This window comes from Polaromonas sp. (assembly GCF_041689105.1).
GTDB lineage: Bacteria > Pseudomonadota > Gammaproteobacteria > Burkholderiales > Burkholderiaceae_C > Polaromonas.
The window spans coordinates 1-25312 of sequence record NZ_JBDNGU010000047.1; the positions used below are offsets into that span (position 1 = coordinate 1).

General features: G+C 63.3%; 19 protein-coding genes and 1 pseudogene. 14 read left to right on the forward strand and 6 right to left on the reverse strand.

Features of this window, described 5'->3' with window-relative positions; translation table 11 throughout:
• The first annotated feature begins 211 nt into the window (after nucleotides 1-211).
• From ACESMT_RS04115 to ACESMT_RS04135, 5 genes are all read left to right on the forward strand, one after another.
• Nucleotides 212-1690 carry a YdiU family protein gene (locus ACESMT_RS04115; protein ID WP_372825302.1) on the forward strand — a complete coding sequence of 493 codons (1479 nt, stop codon included), beginning with the start codon at nucleotides 212-214 and terminating at the stop codon, nucleotides 1688-1690.
• A gap of 36 nt (nucleotides 1691-1726) precedes the next feature.
• A complete protein-coding gene (gene msrB, locus ACESMT_RS04120; RefSeq protein ID WP_372825303.1) occupies nucleotides 1727-2134 on the forward strand; it encodes a peptide-methionine (R)-S-oxide reductase MsrB in 408 nt (135 codons plus the stop codon).
• Nucleotides 2135-2267: 133 nt separating this feature from the next.
• Nucleotides 2268-2882 (forward strand): septation protein A, encoded by a 615-nt coding sequence (locus tag ACESMT_RS04125; RefSeq protein WP_372825304.1) that lies wholly within the window; start codon nucleotides 2268-2270, stop codon nucleotides 2880-2882.
• A gap of 2 nt (nucleotides 2883-2884) precedes the next feature.
• On the forward strand, nucleotides 2885-3175 hold the full coding sequence (locus ACESMT_RS04130) for a BolA family protein (protein ID WP_372825305.1): 291 nt from the start codon (nucleotides 2885-2887) through the stop codon (nucleotides 3173-3175).
• A gap of 49 nt (nucleotides 3176-3224) precedes the next feature.
• Entirely contained in the window at nucleotides 3225-4010 is a 786-nt protein-coding gene (locus ACESMT_RS04135) for a peptidylprolyl isomerase (RefSeq protein WP_372825306.1), read from the forward strand.
• A 107-nt stretch (nucleotides 4011-4117) separates the two neighbouring features.
• Here ACESMT_RS04135 and merR read toward each other — a convergent pair whose 3' ends face one another.
• On the reverse strand, nucleotides 4118-4546 hold the full coding sequence (gene merR, locus ACESMT_RS04140) for an Hg(II)-responsive transcriptional regulator (RefSeq protein WP_372825307.1): 429 nt from the start codon (nucleotides 4544-4546) through the stop codon (nucleotides 4118-4120).
• Between the two features lie 65 nt (nucleotides 4547-4611).
• Here merR and merC point away from each other — a divergent pair, with 65 nt between their 5' ends.
• A complete protein-coding gene (gene merC / locus ACESMT_RS04145) occupies nucleotides 4612-5031 on the forward strand; it encodes an organomercurial transporter MerC (protein ID WP_372825308.1) in 420 nt (139 codons plus the stop codon).
• Between the two features lie 8 nt (nucleotides 5032-5039).
• Nucleotides 5040-6431 (forward strand): annotated as a pseudogene (gene merA / locus ACESMT_RS04150) (mercury(II) reductase); the annotation flags it as partial.
• A 129-nt stretch (nucleotides 6432-6560) separates the two neighbouring features.
• Here the strand turns inward: merA and purL are convergent.
• The gene (gene purL / locus ACESMT_RS04155; protein WP_372825309.1) at nucleotides 6561-10727 is read right to left on the reverse strand and encodes a phosphoribosylformylglycinamidine synthase; all 4167 of its coding nucleotides are present in this window, start codon (nucleotides 10725-10727) and stop codon (nucleotides 6561-6563) included.
• 152 nt (nucleotides 10728-10879) lie between these two features.
• Here purL and map point away from each other — a divergent pair, with 152 nt between their 5' ends.
• From map to ACESMT_RS04185, 6 genes are all read left to right on the forward strand, one after another.
• The gene (gene map, locus ACESMT_RS04160) at nucleotides 10880-11743 is read left to right on the forward strand and encodes a type I methionyl aminopeptidase (protein ID WP_372825310.1); all 864 of its coding nucleotides are present in this window, start codon (nucleotides 10880-10882) and stop codon (nucleotides 11741-11743) included.
• A 32-nt stretch (nucleotides 11744-11775) separates the two neighbouring features.
• Nucleotides 11776-14412, forward strand: a complete 2637-nt coding sequence (locus ACESMT_RS04165; protein WP_372825311.1) for a [protein-PII] uridylyltransferase — start codon at nucleotides 11776-11778, stop codon at nucleotides 14410-14412.
• Nucleotides 14413-14743: 331 nt separating this feature from the next.
• Nucleotides 14744-14986 (forward strand): TRAP transporter small permease subunit, encoded by a 243-nt coding sequence (locus tag ACESMT_RS04170; protein WP_372825320.1) that lies wholly within the window; start codon nucleotides 14744-14746, stop codon nucleotides 14984-14986.
• Nucleotides 14962-15165, forward strand: a complete 204-nt coding sequence (locus ACESMT_RS04175; RefSeq protein WP_372825312.1) for a hypothetical protein — start codon at nucleotides 14962-14964, stop codon at nucleotides 15163-15165. The genes ACESMT_RS04170 and ACESMT_RS04175 overlap by 25 nt, the downstream gene beginning before the upstream one ends.
• Nucleotides 15162-16694 (forward strand): TRAP transporter large permease subunit, encoded by a 1533-nt coding sequence (locus tag ACESMT_RS04180; RefSeq protein ID WP_372825313.1) that lies wholly within the window; start codon nucleotides 15162-15164, stop codon nucleotides 16692-16694. Before ACESMT_RS04175 ends, ACESMT_RS04180 begins: the two co-directional genes overlap by 4 nt.
• A 117-nt stretch (nucleotides 16695-16811) precedes the next feature.
• The gene (locus ACESMT_RS04185) at nucleotides 16812-17321 is read left to right on the forward strand and encodes an OmpA family protein (protein WP_372825314.1); all 510 of its coding nucleotides are present in this window, start codon (nucleotides 16812-16814) and stop codon (nucleotides 17319-17321) included.
• 78 nt (nucleotides 17322-17399) lie between these two features.
• On the opposite strand, the gene def is transcribed toward ACESMT_RS04185, so the two are convergent.
• A complete protein-coding gene (gene def / locus ACESMT_RS04190) occupies nucleotides 17400-17936 on the reverse strand; it encodes a peptide deformylase (protein ID WP_372825315.1) in 537 nt (178 codons plus the stop codon).
• A gap of 70 nt (nucleotides 17937-18006) precedes the next feature.
• Here def and ACESMT_RS04195 point away from each other — a divergent pair, with 70 nt between their 5' ends.
• On the forward strand, nucleotides 18007-18432 hold the full coding sequence (locus ACESMT_RS04195) for a YbaN family protein (RefSeq protein WP_372825316.1): 426 nt from the start codon (nucleotides 18007-18009) through the stop codon (nucleotides 18430-18432).
• Nucleotides 18433-18438: 6 nt separating this feature from the next.
• Here the strand turns inward: ACESMT_RS04195 and ligA are convergent, their stop codons facing one another.
• Genes ligA through smc form a run of 3 tightly spaced genes read right to left on the reverse strand, consistent with a single transcriptional unit; the run spans nucleotide 18439 to nucleotide 25259 of the window.
• Nucleotides 18439-20610 carry an NAD-dependent DNA ligase LigA gene (gene ligA, locus ACESMT_RS04200; RefSeq protein ID WP_372825317.1) on the reverse strand — a complete coding sequence of 724 codons (2172 nt, stop codon included), beginning with the start codon at nucleotides 20608-20610 and terminating at the stop codon, nucleotides 18439-18441.
• Nucleotides 20611-20628: 18 nt separating this feature from the next.
• A complete protein-coding gene (locus ACESMT_RS04205; protein ID WP_372825318.1) occupies nucleotides 20629-21702 on the reverse strand; it encodes a cell division protein ZipA C-terminal FtsZ-binding domain-containing protein in 1074 nt (357 codons plus the stop codon).
• Nucleotides 21703-21716: 14 nt separating this feature from the next.
• On the reverse strand, nucleotides 21717-25259 hold the full coding sequence (gene smc, locus ACESMT_RS04210; protein ID WP_372825319.1) for a chromosome segregation protein SMC: 3543 nt from the start codon (nucleotides 25257-25259) through the stop codon (nucleotides 21717-21719).
• Nucleotides 25260-25312 lie beyond the last annotated feature (53 nt).

Here is a 25312-nt window from a genome sequence, read left to right on the forward strand (position 1 = left end):
AAAGCCGGTCCCGCGGCCCCGGCTGATGAGGAAAGAGCGCTCACGCCCGTCGCTTCGTGTACTGCGCTGCCCCCCGAGGGGGCCGCTGCGCCTGCGGTCCGGCAAAGCCGGTCCCGCGGCCCCGGCTGATGAGGAAAGAGCCCGTACGCTCCTCGCTTCGCGCTTTGACCCCAGCCACACGGGGCTGTTGGCTGCATAGGACAATGAAGGGATGAACGCAGTCATCCACGATTCCCCTGCTGTCGTCCCAGGTCTGGCATGGAACAACCGCTTCGCCGGTCTGGGGCCGGATTTTTTCACGGAGCTCCCGCCTACGCCTCTGCCCTCGCCTTATTGGGTAAGCCGCAATCAGGCGCTGGCGGGCGAGATGGGGCTGGCGCAACCCTGGTTCGAATCGCAGGAAGCGCTGGCGCTGTTCACCGGTAACCGGGTGGCGCAGGGCGCCCGGCCGCTGTCCAGCGTTTACAGCGGCCACCAGTTCGGCCAGTGGGCCGGCCAGCTCGGTGACGGGCGCGCCATCCTGCTCGGGGAGCTGCAAACCGCCGCCGGCGCTCAGGAGATCCAGCTCAAAGGCGCGGGCGTCACGCCCTACTCGCGCATGGGCGACGGGCGCGCGGTACTGCGCAGCTCGATCCGTGAGTATCTGTGTTCCGAGGCCATGCACGGCCTGGGCATCCCTACCACGCGCGCGCTATGTGTCACCGGCTCCGATGCCAAGGTACGACGCGAAGAGATAGAAACCGCCGCCGTGGTGACCCGCACGGCGCCCAGTTTTATCCGCTTCGGGCATTTTGAGCATTTCAGCTACAGCGATCAGCATGAACAGCTCAAGGTGCTGGCGGACTTCGTCATCGACAACTTTTACCCGGCTTGCCGCGAAGGCGCCCAGCCGTATGCGTCACTGCTGCAGGCGGTCAGCGAACGCACGGCCGACCTGGTGGCGGCCTGGCAGGGAGTCGGGTTTTGCCACGGCGTGATGAACACTGACAACATGAGCATTCTGGGCCTGACGATTGACTACGGCCCTTTCCAGTTTCTCGACGCTTTTGACCCCGGCCAGGTCTGCAACCACTCCGACACCCAGGGCCGCTACGCCTACAACAAGCAGCCCAATATCGCCTACTGGAACCTGTTTTGCCTGGGGCAGGCGCTGCTGCCGCTGATGGACAGCCAGGAGCAGGCACTGGCGGCGCTGGAGTCCTACAAAACCGTGTTTCCGCAGGCGCTGGAAGGCCGGATGCGCGCCAAGCTGGGCCTGTCTGATGCCCGGCCGGAGGACAAGACGCTGATCGAAAGCGCCTTTAAACTGCTGGCCGCCGACAAGGTGGACTACAGCATCTTCTGGCGCCGCCTGGGTGGTTTTGTGCCCGGCGCCGCGAACGAGGCGGTGCGCGACCTGTTTCTGGACCGGCCGGCCTTCGACGCCTGGGCGCTACAGTATTCAGAGCGGCTTGCGCACGTGGATCAAGGGCTGCGGGCCGATTTGATGCTCAAAACCAACCCGAAATACGTGTTGCGCAACCATTTGGGCGAGCAGGCCATCCAGGCCGCGAAAGTAATGGATTTTTCAGGAGTCGATACCTTGCTGACTCTGCTTCAGGCCCCATTTGACGAACATACGGCCCATGGCAGCTTCGCCGGCTTCCCTCCCGACTGGGCTTCGTCGATTGAAATCAGCTGCAGTTCGTAAGCGAGCTAAAACCAAGTCTCAAAAGGCAAAAAAACAATGAGCGACAAGATCCAGAAAACCGATGCCGAATGGAAAGCCGTGCTGGCTGAAAAAGGCGCCGAACCCGGCGCCTTTCAGGTCACCCGGCAGGCAGCCACCGAACGCCCCTTCACCGGCAAATACGAGGTCGTCTGGGATGATGGCAGTTACCACTGCATCTGCTGTGGCAACCTGCTGTTTGATGCAAAGACCAAATTTGACGCCGGATGCGGGTGGCCCAGTTTTTCGGAGGCTGTGCCCGGCGCGATCACCGACATCGTGGACCGCAGCCACGGCATGACACGCACGGAAACCGTTTGCGCGCAGTGCGGCGCGCATCTGGGCCATGTATTTCCCGATGGCCCCACCGACACCGGCCTGCGTTATTGCATGAACTCCGCCTCATTAGAGTTCCAGAAAGTATGAAGATGGCGCTAGATATTTCTTGCCTTTGCAAGCCAGGGCTGCGGAACCGGCTTTGCCGGGCCGCAGGCGCAGCGCCCCCTCGGGGGGCAGCGACCCGCGCAGCGGCGGAGCGTGGGGGCGCGATAATCACCTCATGAAAATTCTCTTCGACTTCCTGCCCATCGTCCTGTTCTTCGGGATGTTCAAGTACGCCGAAGGCAACACCGAATGGGCGGCGCGCACCGCTACCGAGTGGCTGGGTTTCATGGTCTCGGGCGGGGTGGTGGGCACCGCCGAAGCGCCGGTGCTGCTGGCCACGGTGGTGGTCATTCTCGCGACGCTGGCGCAGATCCTGTGGCTGGTGGCGCGCGGCCGCAAGATAGACACCATGCTGTGGGTCAGCCTAGGGCTGGTGACCATGCTCGGCGGCGCCACCATCTATTTCCACAGCGAAGCTTTCATCAAATGGAAGCCCACCGTGTTGTACTGGGTCATGGGCGGCGCCCTGCTGGTTGGCCAGTTGGTGTTCAACAAAAACGGCATCCAGAAGCTGATGGGTGCGCAACTGACCTTGCCCGATGCGGTCTGGCGCAAGGTCAATTTCAGCTGGATAGCGTTTTTTGCGGTCATGGGCCTGCTCAATCTCTGGGTGGCGTTCAGTTTTTCGACCGCCACCTGGGTCAACTTCAAGCTGTTCGGCGGCCTCGGCCTGATGCTGGTGTTTGTGATGGCGCAGGCCGTGTTCCTGAACAAACACGTCAAGGCCTGATGATGAGCCTTCCCATCGCGCCACTGCCCGTTCATGCCGCTCGCATTGAGGAACAATTGCGTGCCAGGCTACACCCAACCCGCCTCGAAGTGATCGACGAAAGCGCCGCGCATGCAGGCCACTCGGGTGCCAACGTCCAGGGCTTTGGCAGTCATTTTCGTGTGCGTATTGCCAGTCCCGCTTTTGCGGGCAAAAGCCGCGTAGCGCGCCACCGGCTTGTGTATGATGCACTGCAAAATTTCATTGATGAAGGCCTGCATGCGCTGGCCATTGAAATCATGGAAACACCCTGATTTGCTGCCCGTACCGGCAACAAAACCCCTTCGATCCCCAAGGAAAACCATGAAAAAGACCCTTTTACTGGCTGGTGTTCTCAGCGGCCTGATGGTCGTGGGCGCGACCGGCGCTTTTGCGCAGAACGTCGCCATCGTCAACGGCAAGGCCGTTCCCAACGCCCGCGTCGATGCGCTGGCGCTGCAGTTGTCGCGCTCCGGCCGTCCGGTCACGCCAGAGATGCAAGGCCAGATCCGTGAGGAAGTCATTGCCCGCGAAGTCTTCATGCAGGAAGCCGAGAAGCTGGGCCTGTCGGCCACCGACGACTTCAAGACGCAGATGGAACTGGCCCGCCAGGCCATTTTGATCCGCGAGTTGTTCGCCGATTACCAGAAGAAAAACCCCGTTACCGACGCCGAACTCAAGGGCGAGTACGACAAGTTTGTCGCAGCCAACGGTGGCAAGGAATACAAGGCGCGCCACATCCTGGTGGAAAAGGAAGACGAAGCCAAGGCCATCATTGCCAGCCTGAAAAAAGGCGGCAAGTTTGAGGACATCGCCAGGAAGCAGTCCAAAGACCCCGGCTCCGGCGCCAACGGCGGCGACCTGGACTGGGCCAACCCGAGCAGCTACGTTCCCGAGTTCGCCCAGGCCATGGGCAAGCTCAACAAGGGCCAGCTGACGGACACGCCGGTGAAGACCCAGTTTGGATACCACATCATCCGCGTCGATGACATCCGCACCGCCAAACTGCCGCCTTTTGAAGAACTCAAGCCGCAAATCGCCCAGCAGATGCAGCAGCAAAAGCTGGCAGCCTTCCAGCAGGGCTTGCGCGAAAAAGCCAAGGTGGAGTGATCCCCGGTCGGACAACGCGGAACTGGCGAAGCCCTTCCAAAAAAAAGCGCGGCATGTCCGCGCTTTTTTGTCGCTGCAATAACGAGGTCGGCTCGCGAAACGGAAAATCACATCCCAGTGCGAAGCGCTTGCACCCCTTGCAGCGACGCAATCAGCGGGCAGGAAACGTTCCCCTTTGTTGCATGGCAGGCGCGCACCAGCTCGGATAGCGCGGCCTCCATACGCGCCAAGTCCGCCTGTTTCGCACGTACATCCTTGAGTTTGTGCTCGGCCAGACGCCCGGCTTCTGCGCAGTGCGTGCCATCCTCCAGGCGCAGCAGCTCGGCGATCTCGTCCAGGCTGAAACCCAGCCGTTGCGCCGATTTCACGAAGCGCACCCGCGCCACAGCCGTCTCACCATACCGGCGAATGCCGCCATAAGGCTTGTCCGGCTCCGGCAACAAGCCCTTGCGCTGATAGAACCGGATGGTCTCCACATTGACCTCGGCCGCCTTGGCGAAAACGCCAATGGTCAGATTTTCCAAATTTGTTTCCATAAGACTTGACTCCGTACTTAGCTACGGTAATAAGCTTAGGGCATTCAACAAGGAAAGGGAAAATCATGGGCCTCATCACCCGCATCGGCGACAAGTCTGGCGCGCTTGGAAGTATCGTTTCAGCCATGGCTTGCGGTGCCTGCTTTCCTGCCATCGCCAGCTTGGGGGCCGCCATCGGGCTCGGATTTTTAAGCCAGTATGAAGGCATTTTTATCACCAGATTGTTGCCATTTTTTGCAGCCCTTGCGCTGCTGGCCAATGCACTGGGTTACCTGAGCCACAAGCAGTGGTACCGCAGTGCACTGGGCATGGTCGGCCCCTTGATTGTGCTGACAACCGCCTTGTTTCTCATTGGAAATTGGTGGACAGAGCGACTGCTCTACACCGGCTTTGCGTTCATGATTGCGGTGTCCGTTTGGGACTTGATCGCGCCAGCAAACCGCCACTGCCCATCGGGCGCCGGCGAACTGCCGCCCACACGGTGATAGCAGACATGCATATTGCCATTATCGGCAGCGGCGGAGCCGCGATGGCAGCAGCGCTCAAAGCCGTGGAGCTTGGTGCGCGCGTCTCGCTCATCGAGCGCGGCACCATCGGCGGTACCTGCGTCAACGTTGGCTGTGTGCCATCGAAGATCATGATCCGCGCCGCGCATATCGCCCATTTGCGACGGGAAAGTCCGTTCGATGGTGGCATCGCGGCGACCGAGCCGGCGATTGACCGCGCACAACTGCTGGCCCAGCAGCAGGCGCGCGTTGATGAACTGCGGCACGCCAAGTACGAAGGCATCCTGGACGGCAATCCAGCCATCATCGTACTGCACGGCGACGCCCGTTTCAAGGACGACCACACCCTGATCGTCCGCCTGAACGAAGGCGGCGAGCACACGGTAGCGTTCGACCGCTGCCTGATTGCCACCGGAGCCCGTCCAGCCGTGCCGCCGATCCCTGGCCTGAAAGAGACACCGTACTGGACCTCGACCGAAGCCTTGGTGAGTGCTTCGATTCCACCCCGGCTCGCGGTGATCGGCTCGTCGGTAGTAGCCCTGGAACTGGCCCAAGCCTTCGCCCGGCTGGGCAGCCATGTGACGATCCTGGCGCGCAGCACGCTGTTTTTCCGGGAAGACCCGGCCATCGGCGTGGCCGTCACGGCCGCCTTCCGCGCCGAGGGCATCGGAGTGCTGGACCATACCCAGGCCAGCCATGTCGCCTATGCGGACGATCAATTCACGCTCACCACGGGGCAGGGCGAGGTGCGCGCCGACAAGCTGCTGGTCGCGACTGGGCGAGCGCCCAACACGCGCGGCCTGGCGCCGGAAGCCGCGGGCGTCGCGGTCAATGCGCAAGGTGCCATCATCATCGACAAGGCGATGCGCACGAGCAGTCCGCATATCTACGCCGCCGGCGACTGCACCGACCAGCCGCAATTCGTCTATGTGGCGGCGGCGGCGGGCACCCGCGCCGCCATCAACATGACCGGCGGCGAAGCGACCCTCGATCTGACTGTCGTGCCGGCGGTGGTGTTCACCGACCCGCAGGTTGCTACCGTGGGCTACAGCGAAGCAGCGGCACATCGCGACGGCATCGCCACTGACAGCCGCACACTCGCGCTGGACAACGTGCCGCGAGCGCTCGTCAACTTCGACACGCGTGGGTTCATCAAATTGGTCGCCGAAGCGGGCTCCAGCCGGCTCATCGGCGTGCAGGCCGTGGCACCAGAAGCGGGCGAACTCATCCAGGCTGCGGCATTGGCCATCCGGGCGAGGATGACCGTGCAGGAGCTGGCCGACCAGTTGTTCCCGTACCTGACGATGGTCGAGGGGCTGAAGCTTGCGGCGCAGACTTTCAGCAAGGACGTGACGCAGCTGTCCTGCTGCGCGGGATAAGCTCGAAGACCATCACGATTACAGAAGTTGTCCCTGCTTCATGTGGACAAGTTTGTTGATGAGGCCCTCGAAAAGTGCGCAAAGCGAGGCGTGGCGCGGCCTGCGCCACGGTGCCTGCGTTTTAAGCGGCTAGACCACCCACTTGCGCGCATTGCGCCAGATGTCCATCCACGGGCTGGGCACGCTGCTGTCCAGCGGGGTCCAGCTCATCTGGATGTTGCGGAAGACGCGTTCCGGGTGCGGCATCAGCGCCGTGAAGCGCCCGTCGGCCGTGGTGACCGCCGTCAGGCCGCCTGCGCTGCCGTTGGGGTTGGCTGGATAAGCTTCGGTGGGCCGACCGTGGTTGTCGGTGAAACGCATCGCGGCAATCACGCTGGCCGCGTCGCCGCGTCCTCCGCGTGCCTTCTCGAAGTTGGCATAACCCTCGCCGTGCGCCACGGCAATCGGCAAGCGGTGTCCGGCCATGCCCGCAAAAAACAGGCTGGGTGAATCCAGCACTTCCACCTGGCTCAGGCGCGCCTCGAAACGTTCGCTGCGGTTGGTGGTGAAACGCGGCCAGGCCCCAGCGCCAGGAATGATGTTGGCAAGCTCGGCAAACATCTGGCAGCCGTTGCACACGCCCAGGCCGAAGGTGTCGGTTCGCCCGAAGAATGCCTGGAACTGCGCCGACAGCGGCGGGTTGAACGTGATGGAGCGGGCCCAGCCGATACCGGCGCCCAGGGTGTCGCCATAACTGAAGCCGCCGCAGGCCACCACGCCGGTGAAGTCGGCCAGTTGCGCGCGTCCGGTCTGCAGGTCGGTCATGTGCACGTCGAAAGCCTCGAAACCCGCCTGCGTGAAGGCGTAGGCCATCTCCACATGCGAGTTGACACCCTGCTCGCGCAGGATGGCGACCTTGGGACGCGTCAACATGAGTGCGGGGCTTGCTATCGATTCACTAGCTATCGGAGAAGGCTGAGAAAGGGCTGGAGACGTATTTGATGCCCAGTGGACATGCAACCCCGGGTCCAGAGGATCGCCGGCCGCCGCATGTTCGGCATCGGCGCAGGCCGGGTTGTCGCGCTGCTGGTTGATCTTCCAGCTCACGCTGTCCCAGACCTGGTGCAGGTTCTGCAGTTTGGCGCTGAACACGGCTTTGGTGTCGCGCCAGACCTGGACTTCGCCCTTGCCAACCTCCAGCGAGGCGTGTGGCGGGCGGGTCTTGCCGATGAAGTGGCTGAACTTCGATAGCCCGTGTTCGCGCAAAGTCTGCATGACCTTGTTGCGCACTTCGGTACGCACCTGGATGACGGCGCCCAGCTCTTCATTGAACAAGGCCTTCAGGGTGAGTTCTTCGCGCCGCGCGCCAACCTGTGACGCCCAGTTCTTGCTGTCGCCCGTGTCCATGCGGCTGTCGTGGATGCCGTCGCCCTCGACCAGCAGCATGTCGATGTTGAGCGACACGCCGACATGGCCGGCGAAGGCCATTTCGCACACAGTGGCAAACAGGCCGCCGTCGCTGCGGTCGTGGTAGGCCAGCAAGCTGCCCTGCTGGCGCAGGGCGTTGATCGCGTTCACCAGGTTGACCAGGTCTTGCGGCTCGTCGAGATCCGGCACCGCACCGTCTTCGAGTTCCAGCGTCTGCGCCAGGATGGAGCCGCCCATGCGGCTCTGGCCTTTGCCCAGATCGATCAGGATCAGCGTGGTATCGGCTTCTTCGGCGTTTAACTGCGGCGTGAGTGTGCCGCGCACGTCGGCCAGCGTGGCAAAGGCGCTGACAATAAGCGACACTGGCGAGGTGATTTTTTTGCTGGCGCCATCGTCGGACCAGACTGTCCGCATGGACAGGGAATCCTTGCCAACCGGAATCGACACACCCAGCGCCGGGCACAGTTCCATGCCGACGGCCTTGACGGTCTCGTACAGCGCAGCGTCCTGGCCAGGCTCACCGCAGGCGGCCATCCAGTTGGCGGACAGCTTGACGCGCGGCAAGTCAATCGGCGCGGCCAGCAGGTTGGTAATGGCCTCGGCGACCGCCATGCGGCCCGAGGCTGCAGCATTGACGGCGGCCAGCGGCGTGCGTTCGCCCATGCTCATGGCTTCACCGGCAAAACCGGCGTAGTCGGCCAGCGTCACGGCGCAGTCGGCCACCGGCACCTGCCAGGGGCCCACCATCTGGTCGCGGTGCGTCAGGCCACCGACGGTGCGATCACCGATGGTGATCAGGAAACGCTTGGACGCCACGGTCGGGTGACTCAGCACGGCAATCGCGCTTTTCTGCAGGTCTACGCCGGTCAGGTTGATGGGTTTGATCGCCTGCTTGACGCTTTTCACGTCGCGGTGCATCTTGGGCGGCTTGCCCAGAAGCACATTCATGGGCATGTTGACTGGGGCCCCCACGCTCCCCACTGCGTGTGGTTCGCTGCCCCCCGGGGGGGCCGCTGCGCCTGCGGCCCGGCTAAGCCGGTTCCGCGGCCCCGGCTGGTAGAAAAGGCCTGCGTTCGATTCATCTGTGACGATCAGGTCCCTTTCCTCCGTCGCCACACCAATCACAGCAAACGGGCAGCGCTCACGCGCGCAGAAAGCTTCAAACTGCGCCAGCGATTCCGGCGCTATCGCCATCACATAACGCTCCTGGCTTTCGTTGCTCCAGATTTCCTTCGGAGAAAGGCCGCTTTCTTCCAGCGGTACGGCGCGCAGGTCGAAACGCGCGCCGCGGCCGGCGTCGTTGACCAGTTCAGGGAAGGCGTTGGACAGGCCACCAGCGCCCACGTCATGGATCGCCAGGATCGGGTTGTCGGTGCCGAGCTGGGCGCACTGGTTGATGACTTCCTGGGCACGGCGCTCGATCTCGGGGTTGCCGCGTTGCACCGAATCAAAATCGAGCTGTGCCGCATTCGCGCCCGATGCCATGGAACTGGCCGCGCTGCCGCCCATGCCGATGCGCATGCCGGGGCCGCCGAGCTGAATCAGCAAGGTGCCGGCCGGAAACAGGATTTTCTTCGTCAGCTCGGCAGCGATGGTGCCGACACCGCCGGCGATCATGATGGGCTTGTGGTAACCCCAGCGCTGGCCGCCGACCGTCTGCTCGTACTCACGGAAGTAGCCGGCCAGATTGGGCCGGCCGAACTCGTTGTTGAAGGCCGCGCCGCCCAGCGGGCCCTCCGTCATGATCTGCAGCGGGCTGGCGATGTGGCCGGGTTTGCCGAAATCGCCATCGAACAGCCGTGACACGGTGAACCCGGTCAGGCCCGCCTTGGGCCGGGAGCCGCGGCCGGTGGCGCCTTCGTCGCGGATCTCGCCGCCGGCGCCGGTGGAGGCGCCTGGAAAGGGAGAAATCGCCGTCGGATGGTTGTGCGTCTCGACCTTCATCAGCACATGGGTGAGCACCCTTGAGGCGCTATAACTTTGATAGCTGGTTGCGCCGGACTGACGAGGGCTGGAGGCCGATTTTGCATAAAATTTCTGGGCCATGCCGCCTTCCATGACCGAGGCGTTGTCCGTATAAGCCACCACCGTGTGCTGGGGGTTCAGCTTTTCGGTGTTGCGGATCATCGCGAACAGGCTTCTGTCCTGCGCCACGCCGTCGATGGTGAAGTCGGCGTTGAAAATCTTGTGGCGGCAGTGTTCGCTGTTGGCCTGGGCAAACATCATCAGCTCGACGTCGGTCGGGTTGCGCTGGAGCTGGGTGAAGGCATTCACCAGATAGTCGATCTCGTCTGCGGCCAGCGCCAGGCCAAACTCGCTGTTGGCGGTCTCCAGCGCGCCTTTTCCGCCTGCCAGCACGTCAATCGTCTGCAGGGCTGCACCCTGCAGCTCGGTGAACAGGCCGACGGCCTGGGCCCGGTCGGCCATCACGCTTTCAGTCATCCGGTCATGCAGCAGCGCCGCAACCTCCGCGTGCTGGGCGTCGCTCAACGCCCCCTTGCTGAAAAAACCTGACTTCAGGTTCAACCGGTACTCGGTAATGCGTTCGATGCGCTTGACCGCCAGCCCGCAGTTATGGGCGATGTCAGTGGCCTTGGAGGCCCAAGGCGAAACCGTGCCGAAACGCGGCGAAACAATGACAACCAGGCCGTCACTCCCGCCGGCAACATCTGGAGCAGGCTCGCCATAACTGAGCAGCGCGGCGAGACAGCTCCTGAGCTCGTCGTCCGGCGGAGCCTCAGTGGCCACCAGGTGCACAAAACGGGCGCTGAGACCGTTGACAGGAGGCGCTATGGCTTGCAGGCGCGGGAGAAGTTGCTGGACGCGGAAGTCGCTGAGGGCGCTGATCCCGGCGGGTTCACCCTCGAAAGTCGTCAGATGCAGGGTCACGGTGGCGGTGGCCTTGTTGGTTGTCGGCCGGTGTCGGGACCTGCCAGGGGTTTGACAGCGCTGCAGGCCTGCCGGGTACGTGTTAACCCTCAATTTTATCAGCGATGGCTGCGCTTTCTGCCCTCGCGAGGCTCAAGTGCGATAATCGTGTTATGAGTATTACGTACAAAGATGCGGCGGGCATCGAAGGCATGCGCGTCGCCTGCATACTGGCGTCCGAGGTGCTGGACTACCTCACCCCCTTCATGAAAGCCGGTGTCACCACGCGCGAAATCGACAAGCTGGCCAATGACTACATGGTCAATGTGCAGGGCACGGTGTCGGCCACACTGGGCTACCAGCCATCGGGCTACCCGCCCTACCCGGCCTCGCTGTGCACTTCGCTGAACCACGTGGTCTGCCACGGCATTCCGAATGACAAGCCCCTGAAAAAAGGTGACATCATGAACATTGATGTCACCGTGATTACCAAGGATGGCTGGTTCGGCGACAACAGCCGCATGTACCTGATCGGCGACGTATCCATCGCCGCCAAGCGCCTGTGCAGGGTCACTTTCGAGGCGATGTGGCAGGGCATCATGCGCGTCAAGCCGGGTGTGCGGCTCGGCGACATTGGTTTTGCCATCCAGACATTTGCCGAAAAACAGGGTTTTTCGGTGGTGCGAGAGTTCTGCGGCCACGGCATCGGCCAGCGCTTCCATGAAGAACCGCAGGTGCTGCATTACGGCCGCCCCGGGACGCTGGAGCTGCTCACGCCAGGCATGACCTTCACGATAGAACCCATGATCAACGCCGGCAAACGCGATATCAAGGACGGCCCGGAAAAAGATGGCTGGACCATCGTGACGCGCGACCACTCCCTCTCGGCCCAATGGGAGCACACCGTTTTGGTGACCGAAACCGGTTACGAGGTATTGACCCTCTCGGCCGGCAGCCCGGCCACGCCCGATTTTGTCGCGGCCTGGCATGCGGCCGCACCAGCAGCAGCGACGCTCACTGCCGACTCCGCCGCCTGAGGCCGCCCGGCCAGCACCCCCGCTTGCCGCAGATGCTTTCCGCGCTGCCCTCCCCGTCTGCCGTGGCCGAGTCAGCCCGATTGCGTGAGCAGTACCGGGCCGGCAAAAACGCGTTGCTGGCCTCGCTGGCCGGCAGTGGCTCCTCGACGCGCGGTATCCACAGCCTGCTGCGCCGTCTGAGCAGGCACACCGATACGACCTTGCGCCAGCTCTGGCAACGCGCCGGTTTCCCGGCCGGTTGTGCGCTGGTGGCTGTCGGCGGCTTCGGTCGCGGCGAGTTGTTCCCGCATTCGGACGTTGACGTGCTGCTGTTGCTGCCCGACGACTCGCAGCTCGATGGCAACTCGCCGCTGAAAGGCAAGGTTGAAAGCTTCATAGGCACCTGCTGGGACAGCGGGCTGGAAATCGGGTCCAGCGTGCGTACCGTCCGTGATTGCGCCGAGGAAGCCGCCAAGGACGTGACCGTGCAGACCTCGCTGCTGGAAGCACGCTTGGTGGCCGGCTCCAAGAACATCTTCACGGCCTTGATCGCGCAGCTTGACGTTGCGCTCGATCCGCAGGCGTTTTTTGTGGCAAAGACGCTGGAGATGCGCCAGCGCCACAACAAGTTCGAAAACACACCTTACGCGCTGGAACCCAACTGCAAGGAGTCCCCGGGCGGCCTGCGCGACCTGCAACTGGTGCTTTGGGTCGCGCGCGCCGCAGGGCTGGGCAAATCCTGGGACGAGCTGGCGCGCAACGGCCTGGCCACCGCCTTCGAAGTGCGCCAGATCAAGGCCAACGAGGCGCTGTTGAGCCTGATACGCGCACGCTTGCACCTGATCTCGGGGCGGCGTGAAGACCGCCTGGTGTTTGACCTGCAGACCGCCGTCGCCGAATCTTTCTCCTACGCGGCCCAAGCCGACGACGGCGGCAAGCTGCCGCGCCGCGCCAGCGAGGCGCTGATGAAGCGTTATTACTGGGCCGCCAAGGCGGTGACCCAGCTCAACCAGATTTTGCTGCTCAACATCGACGAACGGCTGAACCCGCACAACTGGCCGCTGCGCCCCATCAATGAACGGTTTTTTGACAAAGCCGGCATGATCGAGGTCGCCAGCGACGACCTGTACCAGCGCGAGCCGCACGCCATCCTCGAAACCTTTTTGCTGTTCCAGACCACGCCCGGACTCAAGGGCCTGTCCGCACGTACCTTGCGAGCGTTGTACAACACACGCAGCATCATGAACGCCGGCTTCCGGCGCGACCCGGTCAACCGCGCCACGTTCCGGCAGATCCTTCAGCAGCCTACAGGCATCACCCATGCCATGCGCCTTATGAACCAGACCTCGGTGCTGGGGCGTTATTTGTGGGTGTTCCGCAAGATCGTCGGCCAGATGCAGCACGACCTGTTCCACGTCTACACGGTGGACCAGCACATCCTGATGGTGCTACGCAATGTGCGGCGCTTTTTCATGGCCGAACATGCGCATGAATATCCCTCGTGCTCGCAACTGGCCGCTGGCTGGGACAAGCCCTGGATTCTTTACATCGCCGCGCTGTTTCACGACATCGCCAAGGGGCGCGGCGGCGATCATTCCGAGCTCGGCTGCCTCGATGTCCGCGTGTTCTGCCGTCAGCACGGCATTCCTGCCGAGGACGCCAAATTGATTGAATTCCTTGTCGGCGAGCATCTGACCATGAGCCGCATCGCGCAAAAAGAAGACCTGAGCGACCCGGAGGTGATTGCCGCCTTTGCGGGGCGCGTTGGCAACGAGCGCTACCTGACGGCGCTGTACCTGCTGACGGTGGCCGACATACGCGGCACCAGCCCCAAAGTCTGGAACGCCTGGAAAGGCAAGCTGCTCGAAGACCTGTACCGCTACACCCTGCGCGTGCTGGGCGGCCGCGCGCCCGACGCCGGCGCCGAAGTCGAGGCACGCAAACGCGAGGCGCTGGCCATGCTGGCCCTGCACGCCGAGCCGTTTGAAGCGCACAAGCCGCTGTGGGGCACGCTGGACGTCAGTTATTTCATGCGCCATGAGGCCGGCGATATCGCCTGGCATGCGCGTCACCTGTCGCGTCACGTCGGCACGGCCACATGTGTGGTGCGAGCGCGCCGCTCGGCCGCCGGCGAAGGCATGCAGGTGCTGGTCTACACACCCGACGCGCCCGACTTGTTTGCCCGCATCTGCGGATACTTTGAGGAAGCCGGCTTCAGCATTCTTGACGCCAAGGTGCATACCGCCAAGCCCTACAAGGGTTCGCCCGGTTATGCGCTGGATACCTTCCAGGTCGTCAGCCCGACGTTGGCCGACCACTACCGCGAACTGGTGGCCATGGTCGAGGCCGACCTCGACCGCACGATTGAGGAAAACAACCCGCTGCCGCCGCCGGGCAAAGGCCGGGTGTCGCGCCGCGTCAAGAGCTTCCCGATTGCGCCGCGTGTGGACCTGCGGCCCGATGAAAAAGGCCAGCGCTGGCTGCTCAGTGTCTCGGCCAGCGACCGGGTCGGCCTGCTGTATTCGATTGCCCGTGTGCTGGCCCACCACCGCATCAACCTGCAGCTCGCCAAGGTCACCACCCTGGGCGAGCGCGTGGAAGACACTTTTCTGATCGACGGACCTGAACTGCAGCAAAACAAGGCGCAAATCGCCATCGAGACTGAGCTGCTTGAGACGCTGGCTTCGTGAATGTCTCGCCTTGACACAGGGTCACCCTCTATGGGTTTTTTCTGCAGATCGCCTAACATGATGCTTTCTCCGGGCATGTCGCCTCCCGCTTGCCCACCCCCAGCTAGGGCTTTGCCTTTTGGCCTGGCAGTCAGCCGCGTGTCTTGCGCCCCACTAAAGAGGAGCCCCCATGATGATCAACATGTTGCTCCGCCTGTCGGCAGGCATCGACTGACTGAACCGGAAAATAGGACGCAGCTGTGTCTGGTTAATCGTTGCGTCAATTTTTATCAGTGCCGGAAACGCCTGGACCCGCAAGCTGTTCGATGCCAGCTCCAACGCCTGGCTTGAAATTCAGTGGTATTTGTTCGCCGCAGCGTTTCTGGGTGCTGCAGCTTACACCCTGCTGGTCAAGGAACATGTCAGGATTGATGCACTGTCCCAGCACTTCTCCGAGCGCACCCGTGCCTGGGTCGACCTGCTGGCCTTCATAGCCTTGGTGATTCCGGTGTGCCTGCTGCTGGTGTTTCTGGGCAGCGAGTTTTCTACCGGGCCTGGGTCTTGGGAGAAATGTCCTACAACGCCGGCGGGCTGATCCGCTGGCCGGTGTACCTGTGCATTCCGGTTGGTTTCTCCCTGCTGACCCTGCAGGTCCTCTCCGAGGCCATCAAGCGCCTGGCCTACCTCACCGGGCGCAGGGACGCGCCCCTGAGCTCCGAGGCGGACCTGCCGCCGTTTGTCTTCCGTGGAGCATCCACGGGAGAGTCCTCATGACCGCGTGGATCATGCTCAACATGGCGCCCATCATGTTTGGCTGCCTCGCGCTGTTCCTCATCAGCGGTATTCGTGTGGCATTTGCGCTGGCCTCCTGCGGGCTGGTTTTCGGATTCGTCGGCATCGAGCTTGGCATGCTGCCGCCCAGCCTGGTGCAGGCCTTGCCCTTGCGGGTGCTGGGCATCATGTCCAACAAAACCCTGCTGGCCATCCCTTTCTTCACCTTCATGGGCCTCGTCCTGCAGCGCTCAGGCATGGCCGAAGACCTTCTGGAGACCGTGGGGCAGGTGTTCGGCGCCATGCGCGGCGGCCTTGCGCTGGCTGTTGTCCTGGTGGGCTCGCTGCTGGCGGCAACCACCGGCGTGGTTGCAGCTTCCATCATTGCCATGGGCCTGATTTCCATGCCTATCATGCTGCGATATGGCTACGACCGGCGTATTGCAAGCGGGGTGATCACCGCGGCCGGGAGCCTGGCGCAGGTCGTGCCACCGTCGCTGGTGCTGATCGTCATGGCAGACCAGCTGGGCCGCAGCGTCGGCGACATGTATGCCGGCGCCCTGCTGCCGGCGCTGATGCTGATCGGCGCGTATGTCGCACTGGTCGTGGTGCTGGCCGATACCGTGTTCGGGACCCGCTGGCTGTCCCGGATTGCGCGGCGCGTCGCCTTTGTGCTCATCCCACCCCTGCTGCTGATTTTTCTGGTGCTGGGCACGATTTTCCTCGGGATAGCGACACCGACCGAGGGCGGCGCCATGGGTGCCGTCGGCGCCCTGCTGCTTGCCGTCGCGCGCAAACGCCTGGACATCAATCAAGCCATGGATGCCCTTCCGGCAACGACCAAACTTGCCGCCTTCGTCGTGTTCATTCTGCTCGGCGCCACGGTTTTCAGCCTGACCTTCCAGGCCGTGGACGGCAATGTCTGGGTGGAGCACCTGTTCGACAAGCTGCCTGGAGGCAGCACCGGCTTCCTGATCGCCGTAACCGTCCTGGTATTTGTGCTCGGGTTCTTGCTGGACTTTTTCGAAATTGCATTTATCTTGCTGCCCCTGCTGGCGCCGATTGCCACCAAGCTCGACATCGATCTGATCTGGTTTGGCGTGCTGGTCGGCATCAATCTGCAAACTTCATTTCTGACCCCGCCTTTCGGATTCGCCCTCTTTTACCTGCGCAGCGTGGCCCCCTCGGAGGACTACACCGATGCGGAAACAGGCCAGCCTGTTGCCCGCGTGACGACGGGCCAGATCTACGCAGGCACCCTGCCCTTTATCGCGATTCAGGGGGTGCTGCTCGCTCTGATCATCGCGTTTCCCCAGATCGTGATTGGCGATAAGGCGAATGCAGCCAAAAACAAGCCGAAGCAGGGCGTCGTCTCTGAACGGATGCTGGACATGGCACCCGGTGGCGAGTACCAGACCGGTCCCGCACTGGACATGAACGCGCTTTTCGGCCTGGAGCCCGAGCCACCGACACCGACACCGACACCGACACCGCCCTCTGAGTCAACGCCAGAGCCGGTTGACAAAAAGTAGAAGAATATCTATAATAATCAACATCTTAAATAACTTATGTTATGTAAAACATCAATATAGCTGCGCCCTCCACGGGGGCACACGCTGTCCCCGTTACCCATGCCACAGGAGGTCGCTATGAAGAGTCGCTACACAGAAATCATGTCGGGAGAGGAAACCCTGAGGCATTCGCTGGCTTCGGCACCCGACCGCCGCCCCCTGGCCAGACGCGTCTTCTTCAAGCCGGACAGCCATGAGCTGGAGGCGGAATTTTTGCCCCTGATTCAGGCGCATGCCGAGTACCTCCGCGAAAATCCAGACCGCTTTGCCGTGGTCTCCGGACATACCTGGGGCACAGGCAGCCAGCGTTATTGCTGGCTGATCGGCGAGCGACGCAGCCGTGCCGTGGCACGCGCCTTGGTGCGGGCCGGCGCACGCCCCAGCCAGATCGCCGGACACAGCAAGGGATCATCAACCCCGGTGGTCGACGAAGGCAGCAAGGCGTCCTTGTACCGGCGCCGCGCCAACATTGAATATTGCTCGGCCGAGGAATTGGCGGCAAAATTGCTTCCTAAACCGGGCGCACCCAAGTGGTGGAAGGCTGTCCTGGGGCCAGAATCAACGGTGCGGGAACGCGAGACGGCCTGAAGCAGCTTGAGGTGAGGGCCTCACTACGGCGGGCATGCTTCAAACGCCAGTGCCCCCTGCCCTGAATCATGTGAAGCCTCAATCGTCGGACGCGTCCAGGCCTGGAAACAACACGTCGGTAAAACCAAACTGCGTGAAGTCACGGATGCGCATGGGGTAGAGCTTGCCCACCAGGTGGTCGCACTCGTGTTGCACCACCCGCGCATGAAAGCCGTCCACCGTCCGGTCTATCGGGTCGCCGTAGGGGTCAAAGCCGGTGTAGCGGATGGCCGACCAGCGCGGCACCAGCCCGCGCAGTCCGGGCACCGAGAGGCAGCCTTCCCAGCCGTTTTCCTCTTCACTCGACAGCGGCGTGATGACTGGATTCAACAGCACCGTGCGCGGCACCAGCGGCGCGTCCGGGTAACGCGGATTAACCGCGTCTGTCCCGAAAATCACCAATTGCAGGTCCACGCCGATCTGAGGCGCGGCCAGACCAGCACCGTTGACCGAGCGCATGGTCTCAAACATGTCAGACACCAGCAAATGAATGTCGTCGGTGTCAAATTCTGTGACGGGCGGCGCAATGCGCAGCAGGCGCGGATCGCCCATTTTGAGAATGTCGCGGATGGTCATGGTGCAGGTTGGCGTGTCGCTAAAACTGCAAGCATACAGAGCCTGCGCGCCCCACGCGGCAAAATGGGGCATGGCTGACAACTCTGGCCCCGCGCCTTCCCCGCCCACGGCGCCTGTACGCTGGCTGCTGATCAGCCTGGCGGTCATCAGCCTGTTTCTGGGCGTCGTCGGCCTGTTCCTGCCGGTGTTGCCGACCGTGCCCTTCATCCTGCTGTCAGCCTGGGCTGCCGCCCGCAGTTCGCCACGTCTGCTGGCCTTGCTGGAGGGCCACAGCGCTTTCGGCCCCATGTTGACCGAGTGGCGGCGCGGCGGCGTGGTGCGCCGGCGCGCCAAGTGGGCGGCGACCCTGACCATGAGCGGCAGCGCCCTGATCATGCTGAGGACCCTGCCGAAGCGCTGGATGGCGCTGGTGGTGATTGGCGTCATGGCCTGCGTGCTGGTCTGGCTGTGGCGGCGGCCGGAGAAGCTGCCCGATGCCGTCCCGCCGGCTGCCTGAAAAAGATCAGCCCGCAGGCGCTTGCAGCAACAGCAGCAGGCCAGCCTCGTCAATCACCGTGATGCCCAGTTCTCGCGCCTTGGTGAGTTTGCTGCCGGCCTCTAGCCCCGCCACTACGTAGTCAGTCTTCTTGCTGACCGATCCAGCCACCTTGCCGCCAGCCGCTTCCACCCGGTCTTTGGCCTCGTCCCGGCTTAGCGTGGGCAGGGTGCCGGTGACGACAAAGGTTTTGCCCGACAAAGGCTGCGGCGCACGTGCAGCAGGTTCGCCTTCTGTCCAGGTCACCCCGCAGGCCCGCAACTGCTCGACGACTTCGCGGTTGTGCGGCTGGTCGAAGAAGGTGCGGAGGCTGGTGGCCACGATGGGGCCGACGTCATTGACTTCCAGCAACTGGGGCTCAGGCGCGTCCATGATGGCGTCCAGCTTGCCGAAATGGCGCGCCAGTTCCTTGGCCGTGGCCTCGCCCACATGGCGTATGCCCAGGCCGAACAGGAAGCGCGGCAAGGTGGTTGATTTGGACTTTTCCAGCGCCTGCAGCAGGTTTTGCGCGGACTTGTCGGCCATGCGCTCCAGCCCGGCCAGCGCTCTCAGGCCCAGCTTGTAGAGGTCCGGCAAGGTGCGGATGATGTTGGCGTCGACCATTTGCTCGACCAGTTTGTCGCCCAGTCCTTCGACCTCGACCGCGCGCCGGTGCGCGTAGTGCAGGATGGCTTCCTTGCGCTGGGCACCGCAGAACAGGCCGCCAGTGCAGCGATAGTCGGCTTCGCCCTCTTCCCGCACGGCGTCCGAGCCGCAGACCGGGCAGGTGTGCGGCATGGTGAATTGCGGCGCATCCTTGACGCGTTTGTCGGCCAGCACGCTGACCACTTCCGGAATCACGTCGCCGGCACGGCGCACGATGACGGTGTCGCCGACCCGCACGTCCTTGCGGCGGGCTTCGTCCTCGTTGTGCAGGGTGGCGTTGGTCACCGTGACGCCGCCGACAAACACCGGCGCAAGTTTGGCCACCGGCGTGAGTTTGCCGGTGCGGCCGACCTGCACCTCGATCGCCAGCACGGTGGTCATCTGCTCCTGGGCCGGGTATTTGTGCGCCACCGCCCAGCGAGGCTCACGCGTGACAAAACCGAGCTTCTTCTGCAACGCCAAGCTGTTGACCTTGTAGACCACACCGTCGATGTCGTAGGGCAACTGGTCACGTTCGCGCGCGATCTTCTGGTGAAATGCTATCAACTCAGCAGCACCTTGCGCAGTCTGCGTTAGGGCTGCCACCGGAAAACCCCATGATTTCAGGGCCAGCAGCATCTGAAAGTGCGTTTCGAACAGCGGCCCGCCATCGTCCTTCGGCGTGACCTCGCCCAGGCCATAGGCAAAAAAGCTCAGCGGGCGCTGGGCAGCGATGCCCGGGTCCAGCTGGCGCACCGCGCCAGCGGCGGCGTTGCGTGGGTTGACGAAGGTCTTTTCGTTTTTGGCGCCCTGGGCGATTTTTTCACGCTGCTTTTCGTTGAGCGATTCGAAGTCATCGCGGCGCATGTAGACCTCGCCGCGTACCTCGAGCACGGGAGGCGGGAACATGGCCCCCACGCTCGCCATTTCATGTGCTTCGCTGCCACCCGCGGGGGCTAGCCTTGCTCGGGGCGGCCCGTCGCTGCGGCTCGGCAGGCGCAGAGGGATTTGTCGGATGGTGCGAATGTTCTGGGTCACGTCCTCGCCGACCTCGCCGTCGCCGCGGGTCGCCGCTTGCACCAGCACCCCGTTCTCATAACGCAGATTCATGGCCAGGCCGTCGAACTTCAGCTCGGCCACATATTCCACGGGCGGGTCGGATTCGGTCAGGCGCAGTTCCTTGCGCACCCGGGTGTCGAAGTTGCGTGCGCCTGTGGCTTCGGTGTCGGTCTCGGTGCGTATGCTGAGCATGGCCACAGCATGGCGCACGCTGTCGAACTGGTCCAGCGGCCTGCCGCCGACGCGCAATGTCGGGGAATCCGGGCTGGCCAGTTCCGGGTGCGCGGCCTCCAGCGCCTGCAATTCCTGGAACAGCCGGTCGTACTCGGCGTCCGGAATGCTGGGTTCATCGAGTACGTAATAACGATGGGCGTGCTGGTGCAGCTCGGTGCGTAACTCGGCGATACGTCCGGCAGGCGATGGCCCTTGCGCTGCAAACAGGTCAGGGGTGGCCATGCGAAAGAAACAGCAGGTTCAGGAAAAAAGCCGCCGGCCCAGCGCAGAGCCGGCCGGCATGTCGCGTTCTTCCAGCGTGTTGTAGAGCTGCTCCAGATCGGCGTGGATGGCTTCCATGGCTTCCGGCCGGATCGGCTGGCCCTGGTCATCGATGATCACGCCGTCCATGCTCGCAGCCAGCGCAATGGCTACCTCGCACATGCGCTCAAAAGGCTGCTCAACCCGCAGAACCTGCGGTACATCCAGCGACAGGGTCAGTTCACGCAAAGCGGTTTGTTCCGGGTCTTCGGCCATCGCGGCCTGGGTGTCGAAAGACAGACCCAGCACGGGCGGTGCGTACTGACCGGACTGGGTGGCTGGCAGCACCATGCGACCCGGTATGGAACCGGCGACAAAACCCAGTTTGGCCGCATGCTGGTGCAGATACCCAGGACTCCAGGCCGTGTGTTTGGCGCGCAGCGTGAACCCCAGCTGGGCGTCGTGGGTGCCGGCAAAGTTGTCCAGCTCGCGCGCGCGCGCCACCTCGTCCATCATGTCGGGGAACTCAGGCTGGCCGTCCAACGCGTCGGCAAAGGCCTGGGCCTTCATCACAAACTCCGAAAACTCGATCTGGTTCAGCGCGCCGGTGCGGTTGGCCAGCTGCACGCCGGCCTGGAAGGCGCTGTAGCGTTGACCTGCAGCCGGGGTTTCCCAGGCGCGAGTGGCCAGGCTCAGGCCTTCAATGGCGAATGGCTTGCTGCCCGCGCGGCGCGAGCCAGGCATGGCGGCCAGTGCGGCGTCACCGGACACTACCGAGTCGACGAGGATGGGCGCGATGACGTCGATCAGCGCATCCAGCCCGGGTTTCTTTTCGGGAACGGTCAGCGCCGTGAGTGCCGCGTCGAGGCTGGCCTCGGGGTCAAACCCCGGCTCCTGCCGCTCTGACTCCAGTTGGGGACGGATGTCGCCGCCGGGCTCTGTAGGAGAGGGGGTGACCGAATCAGGCTCGGCCTGCCTGGGCGTATTTTTGCGCGCCGACCAGGCGCTGTGCGCCACCACGCCCGCAAGCACCAATCCCCCAACTATGGCCAAACTGATTTGTAAGGTACTCATCGGGTAGTTATAAATCATGCAGCTTCCGCGAAACCGAGCGCGGCTTCCATGTCGACGGCCACAATGCGAGAAACGCCCTGCTCCTGCATGGTCACGCCGATCAGTTGCTCGGCCATTTCCATGGCGATCTTGTTGTGGCTGATGAAGAGGAACTGCGTCTCCTTGCTCATGCTGGAGACCAGCTTGGCATACCGCTCGGTGTTGGCGTCGTCCAGCGGCGCATCGACCTCGTCGAGCAGGCAAAACGGCGCCGGATTGAGCTGGAAAATCGCAAACACCAGGGCGATCGCGGTCAGGGCTTTTTCGCCGCCCGACAGCAAATGGATGGTCTGGTTTTTTTTGCCAGGCGGCTGGGCCAGTACCTGCACACCGGCATCCAGGATTTCCTCGCCGGTCATCATGAGTTTGGCGTTGCCGCCGCCGAACAGGCGTGGGAACATCTCGCCAAAATGCCGGTTCACCGTCTCGAAAGTCGACGAAAGCAGGTCGCGTGTTTCGGCGTCGATCTTCCTGATCGCGTCTTCCAGCGTCATCATGGCTTCGTTCAGGTCGGCCGACTGGGCATCTAGGAACTGCTTGCGGTCGCGCGCGCTGCCGAGTTCGTCGAGCGCTGCCAGATTGACAGCGCCCAAGGACTGGATGTCGCGGTTGATGCGGTCGATCTCGCCCTGCAGGCCGCTCAGGCGCACATTGCCGGTCTGGATGGACGCTTCGACTGTGGCCAGGTCGGCCTGCGCGTCCGCCAGCAGCTGCGCGTACTGCTCAAAGCCCAGGCGCGCGGCCTGCTCCTTGAGCTGGAACTCGGTGATGCGCTGGCGCATCGGATCGAGCTCGCGTTCGAGTTGCAGGCGGCGCTCATCGCTGGCGCGCAGCTTGGTGGTCAGGTCGTCGTACTGGCTGCGCTTGCCGCCCAGGTCGGCCTCGCGCTCCAGCTTCACATTGAGCGCATCCTGCAGGCCGGCCTTGGCAGCGGCGTCGCTCAGGCGCGAAAGTTCTTCTTTGGCGCGTTCTTCCTCGCTGGCGATCGAGGCGGCCTGCTGCGCAGCGATGTCGATGGAGCGCGTCAGCTCGTCGCGGCGCGACGCCAGGCTGCGCAGCGCAAACTGCGCTTCCTGCGACTGGCGCTCCAGCGCACGTTGCTGCTCGCGTGATTCGTTCAGCTTGCGCTCGGCCTCAATGACGCGGTCGTCGAGCTGGGCGTGGCGCTCCTGGCTGTCGGCCAGCTGCATGTCGAGTTCTTCAAAACGCGCTTCGGCCGTGACCTTGCGCTCCTCCAGCTCATCCATCTGCGTGTTGATCTCTCCGAGATCGGCATTGATCTGCTGGCTGCGTGCCCGGGTCTGCTCGGCCAGTTGCGTCAGTCGCAAGACCTCGACCTGCAGCTCATGCCTACGGCTCTGGCCTTCGGCGGCCTCGCGGCGCGCCGTGGCCAGGCGCTGGGCCGCGTCGGCATACGCCGCTTCGGCGCGGATCAATGCACTGCGGGCCTCGTCGCTGATCAGCGCCTGTGCGCGCAACTGTTTTTCAAGGTTTTCGATTTCCTGGGCGCGGGCCAGCAAGCCGGCCTGCTCGGAGTCCTGGGCGTAAAAACTCACGCTGTGCTGCGTCACGGCGTGGCCGCTTCTGACATAAATCACTTCGCCGGCCTGCAGTTGCTGGCGCGCGGCCAGTGCCTCGTCCAGGCTGGCGGCGGTCAGACAGCCGTGCAGCCAGTCGCCGAGCAAGGCGGCCTGGCCGGCATCGCCCAGGCGCAGAAAATCGGCCAGCGGCTTCAGGCCGGTGCGCGGTGCCTGGGCTGGCGCAGCGCCGGATGGTGGTGAATAAAACGAAAGCTTGGCGGGCGGACCTTCTGTGTCATTGCGGCCGTCGGTGCCGGCAAAGCCGCGCACCATGTCCAGCCGGCTGACTTCGAGGGCGCCCAAACGCTCGCGCAGGGCGCCTTCCAGTGCATTTTCCCAGCCCTGCTCGATGTGGATGCGGCTCCACAGTCCCTGCAGGCCGTCCAGGCCATGCTTGGCCAGCCAGGGTTTGAGCTTGCCGTCGGTCTTGACTTTCTCCTGCAGTGCCTTGAGCGCTTCCATGCGCGCCGACAGGTCGGCCTGTTTGGCCGATTCGGTGTTGACGGCCTGCTGCTTGTTGCGGCGGTCCTCGTCCAATTGCGGCACGCTGTCGGTGAGTTCGTGCAGACGCGCCTCGACCATTTCCTGGTTTTCCTGCGCCGCGCCGAACTGCGTGTTGAGGTTGACCAAACGCGCTTCATCGGGTGCATTGAGCGCATTTTTGTCGGCGCTCAGGCGCTCGTGGCGCAGGCCCAGACTGCGCGACTGCTCTTCAATGTTGCGCTGGTCAGCGGCCAGCACCTGGATTTGCTGCTGTACCTGGCCCACGCTGGTGCGCTGCTCATTGGCTTCGGACTGCGCGGCGCGCAGGGCTTCTTCAAGCGCGGGCAACTGGCCAGCCTGGTCTTCGCTCTGCGCGGCCAGCAGTTCGGACTGCTCCTCGGCCTGCAGCGCCTGCGCGGCCAGGTTCTCGGTCTCCAGCGCGGCGGCGTCCTTGCGCGCGGCCCACTGCGCGGTCTGTTCTTTCAACTGTTGCAAGCGCTGCTCGACACGTTGCCGGCCCTCGACCACAAAACGGATCTCGGCCTCAAGCCGGCCAACTTCGGCGCTGGCTTCATAAAGCTTGCCCTGGGCCTGGTTGACCTGATCGCCGGCGGCGTAGTGCGCCTGGCGAATGGTCTCGAGGTCGGCCTCGATGTGGCGCAGGTCGGCAATGCGGCTTTCAAGGTCGTTGACCGATTTTTCGGCGTCAAGCTTGACCTTGGCCTGGTCGGCCTCGCTCTCGGCCCGCTTGAGAAACCAGAGCTGGTGCTGCTTGAGTGTGGCGTCGGCATGCAGGCTGTTGTAGCGCAGCGCAACTTCCGCCTGTTTTTCGAGTTTTTCGAGGTTGGCGTTGAGCTCGCGCAGGATGTCTTCAACGCGTGTCAGGTTCTCGCGTGTGTCGCTCAGGCGGTTGGCGGTTTCGCGCCGGCGTTCCTTGTACCTGGACACGCCGGCCGCTTCTTCCAGGAAGAGGCGCAGTTCTTCGGGCTTGGATTCAATGATGCGGCTGATGGTGCCCTGGCCGATGATGGCGTAGGCGCGCGGCCCCAGGCCGGTGCCCAGGAAAACGTCCTGCACGTCGCGGCGGCGCACAGGCTGGTTGTTGATGTAATAGCTGCTGGTGCCGTCACGCGTCAGCACGCGCTTGACGGCGATCTCGGCGAACTGGCCCCACTGGCCGCCAGCGCGGTGGTCGGCGTTGTCGAACACCAGCTCGACGCTGGAACGGCTAGCGGGTTTGCGCAGGTTGGTGCCGTTGAAGATCACGTCCTGCATGGACTCGCCGCGCAGCTCAGAGGCGCGGCTTTCGCCGAGCACCCAGCGCACGGCATCCATGATGTTGGACTTTCCGCAACCGTTGGGGCCGACCACGCCGACCAGCTGGCCTGGCAAGACAAAATTGGTCGGTTCAGCAAACGATTTGAACCCGGATAACTTGATCGAATTGAGACGCACGGCGGACCCTGTTTTTTTATTCGCGCTTTGAAGCTAACTTGTTGATTTATATG

Coding starts and splice junctions, on each gene's coding strand:
- ACESMT_RS04175 (WP_372825312.1), top strand. CDS start 14,962: ATGTCCTACAACGCCGGCGGGCTGATCCGCTGGCCGGTGTACCTGTGC.
- ACESMT_RS04130 (WP_372825305.1), top strand. CDS start 2,885: ATGAGCCTTCCCATCGCGCCACTGCCCGTTCATGCCGCTCGCATTGAG.
- msrB (WP_372825303.1), top strand. CDS start 1,727: ATGAGCGACAAGATCCAGAAAACCGATGCCGAATGGAAAGCCGTGCTG.
- ACESMT_RS04195 (WP_372825316.1), top strand. CDS start 18,007: ATGGCTGACAACTCTGGCCCCGCGCCTTCCCCGCCCACGGCGCCTGTA.
- ACESMT_RS04115 (WP_372825302.1), top strand. CDS start 212: ATGAACGCAGTCATCCACGATTCCCCTGCTGTCGTCCCAGGTCTGGCA.
- ACESMT_RS04125 (WP_372825304.1), top strand. CDS start 2,268: ATGAAAATTCTCTTCGACTTCCTGCCCATCGTCCTGTTCTTCGGGATG.
- map (WP_372825310.1), top strand. CDS start 10,880: ATGAGTATTACGTACAAAGATGCGGCGGGCATCGAAGGCATGCGCGTC.
- ACESMT_RS04185 (WP_372825314.1), top strand. CDS start 16,812: ATGAAGAGTCGCTACACAGAAATCATGTCGGGAGAGGAAACCCTGAGG.
- ACESMT_RS04205 (WP_372825318.1), bottom strand. CDS start 21,702: ATGAGTACCTTACAAATCAGTTTGGCCATAGTTGGGGGATTGGTGCTT.
- ACESMT_RS04135 (WP_372825306.1), top strand. CDS start 3,225: ATGAAAAAGACCCTTTTACTGGCTGGTGTTCTCAGCGGCCTGATGGTC.
- merR (WP_372825307.1), bottom strand. CDS start 4,546: ATGGAAACAAATTTGGAAAATCTGACCATTGGCGTTTTCGCCAAGGCG.
- def (WP_372825315.1), bottom strand. CDS start 17,936: ATGACCATCCGCGACATTCTCAAAATGGGCGATCCGCGCCTGCTGCGC.
- ACESMT_RS04165 (WP_372825311.1), top strand. CDS start 11,776: ATGCTTTCCGCGCTGCCCTCCCCGTCTGCCGTGGCCGAGTCAGCCCGA.
- ACESMT_RS04180 (WP_372825313.1), top strand. CDS start 15,162: ATGACCGCGTGGATCATGCTCAACATGGCGCCCATCATGTTTGGCTGC.
- ligA (WP_372825317.1), bottom strand. CDS start 20,610: ATGGCCACCCCTGACCTGTTTGCAGCGCAAGGGCCATCGCCTGCCGGA.
- merC (WP_372825308.1), top strand. CDS start 4,612: ATGGGCCTCATCACCCGCATCGGCGACAAGTCTGGCGCGCTTGGAAGT.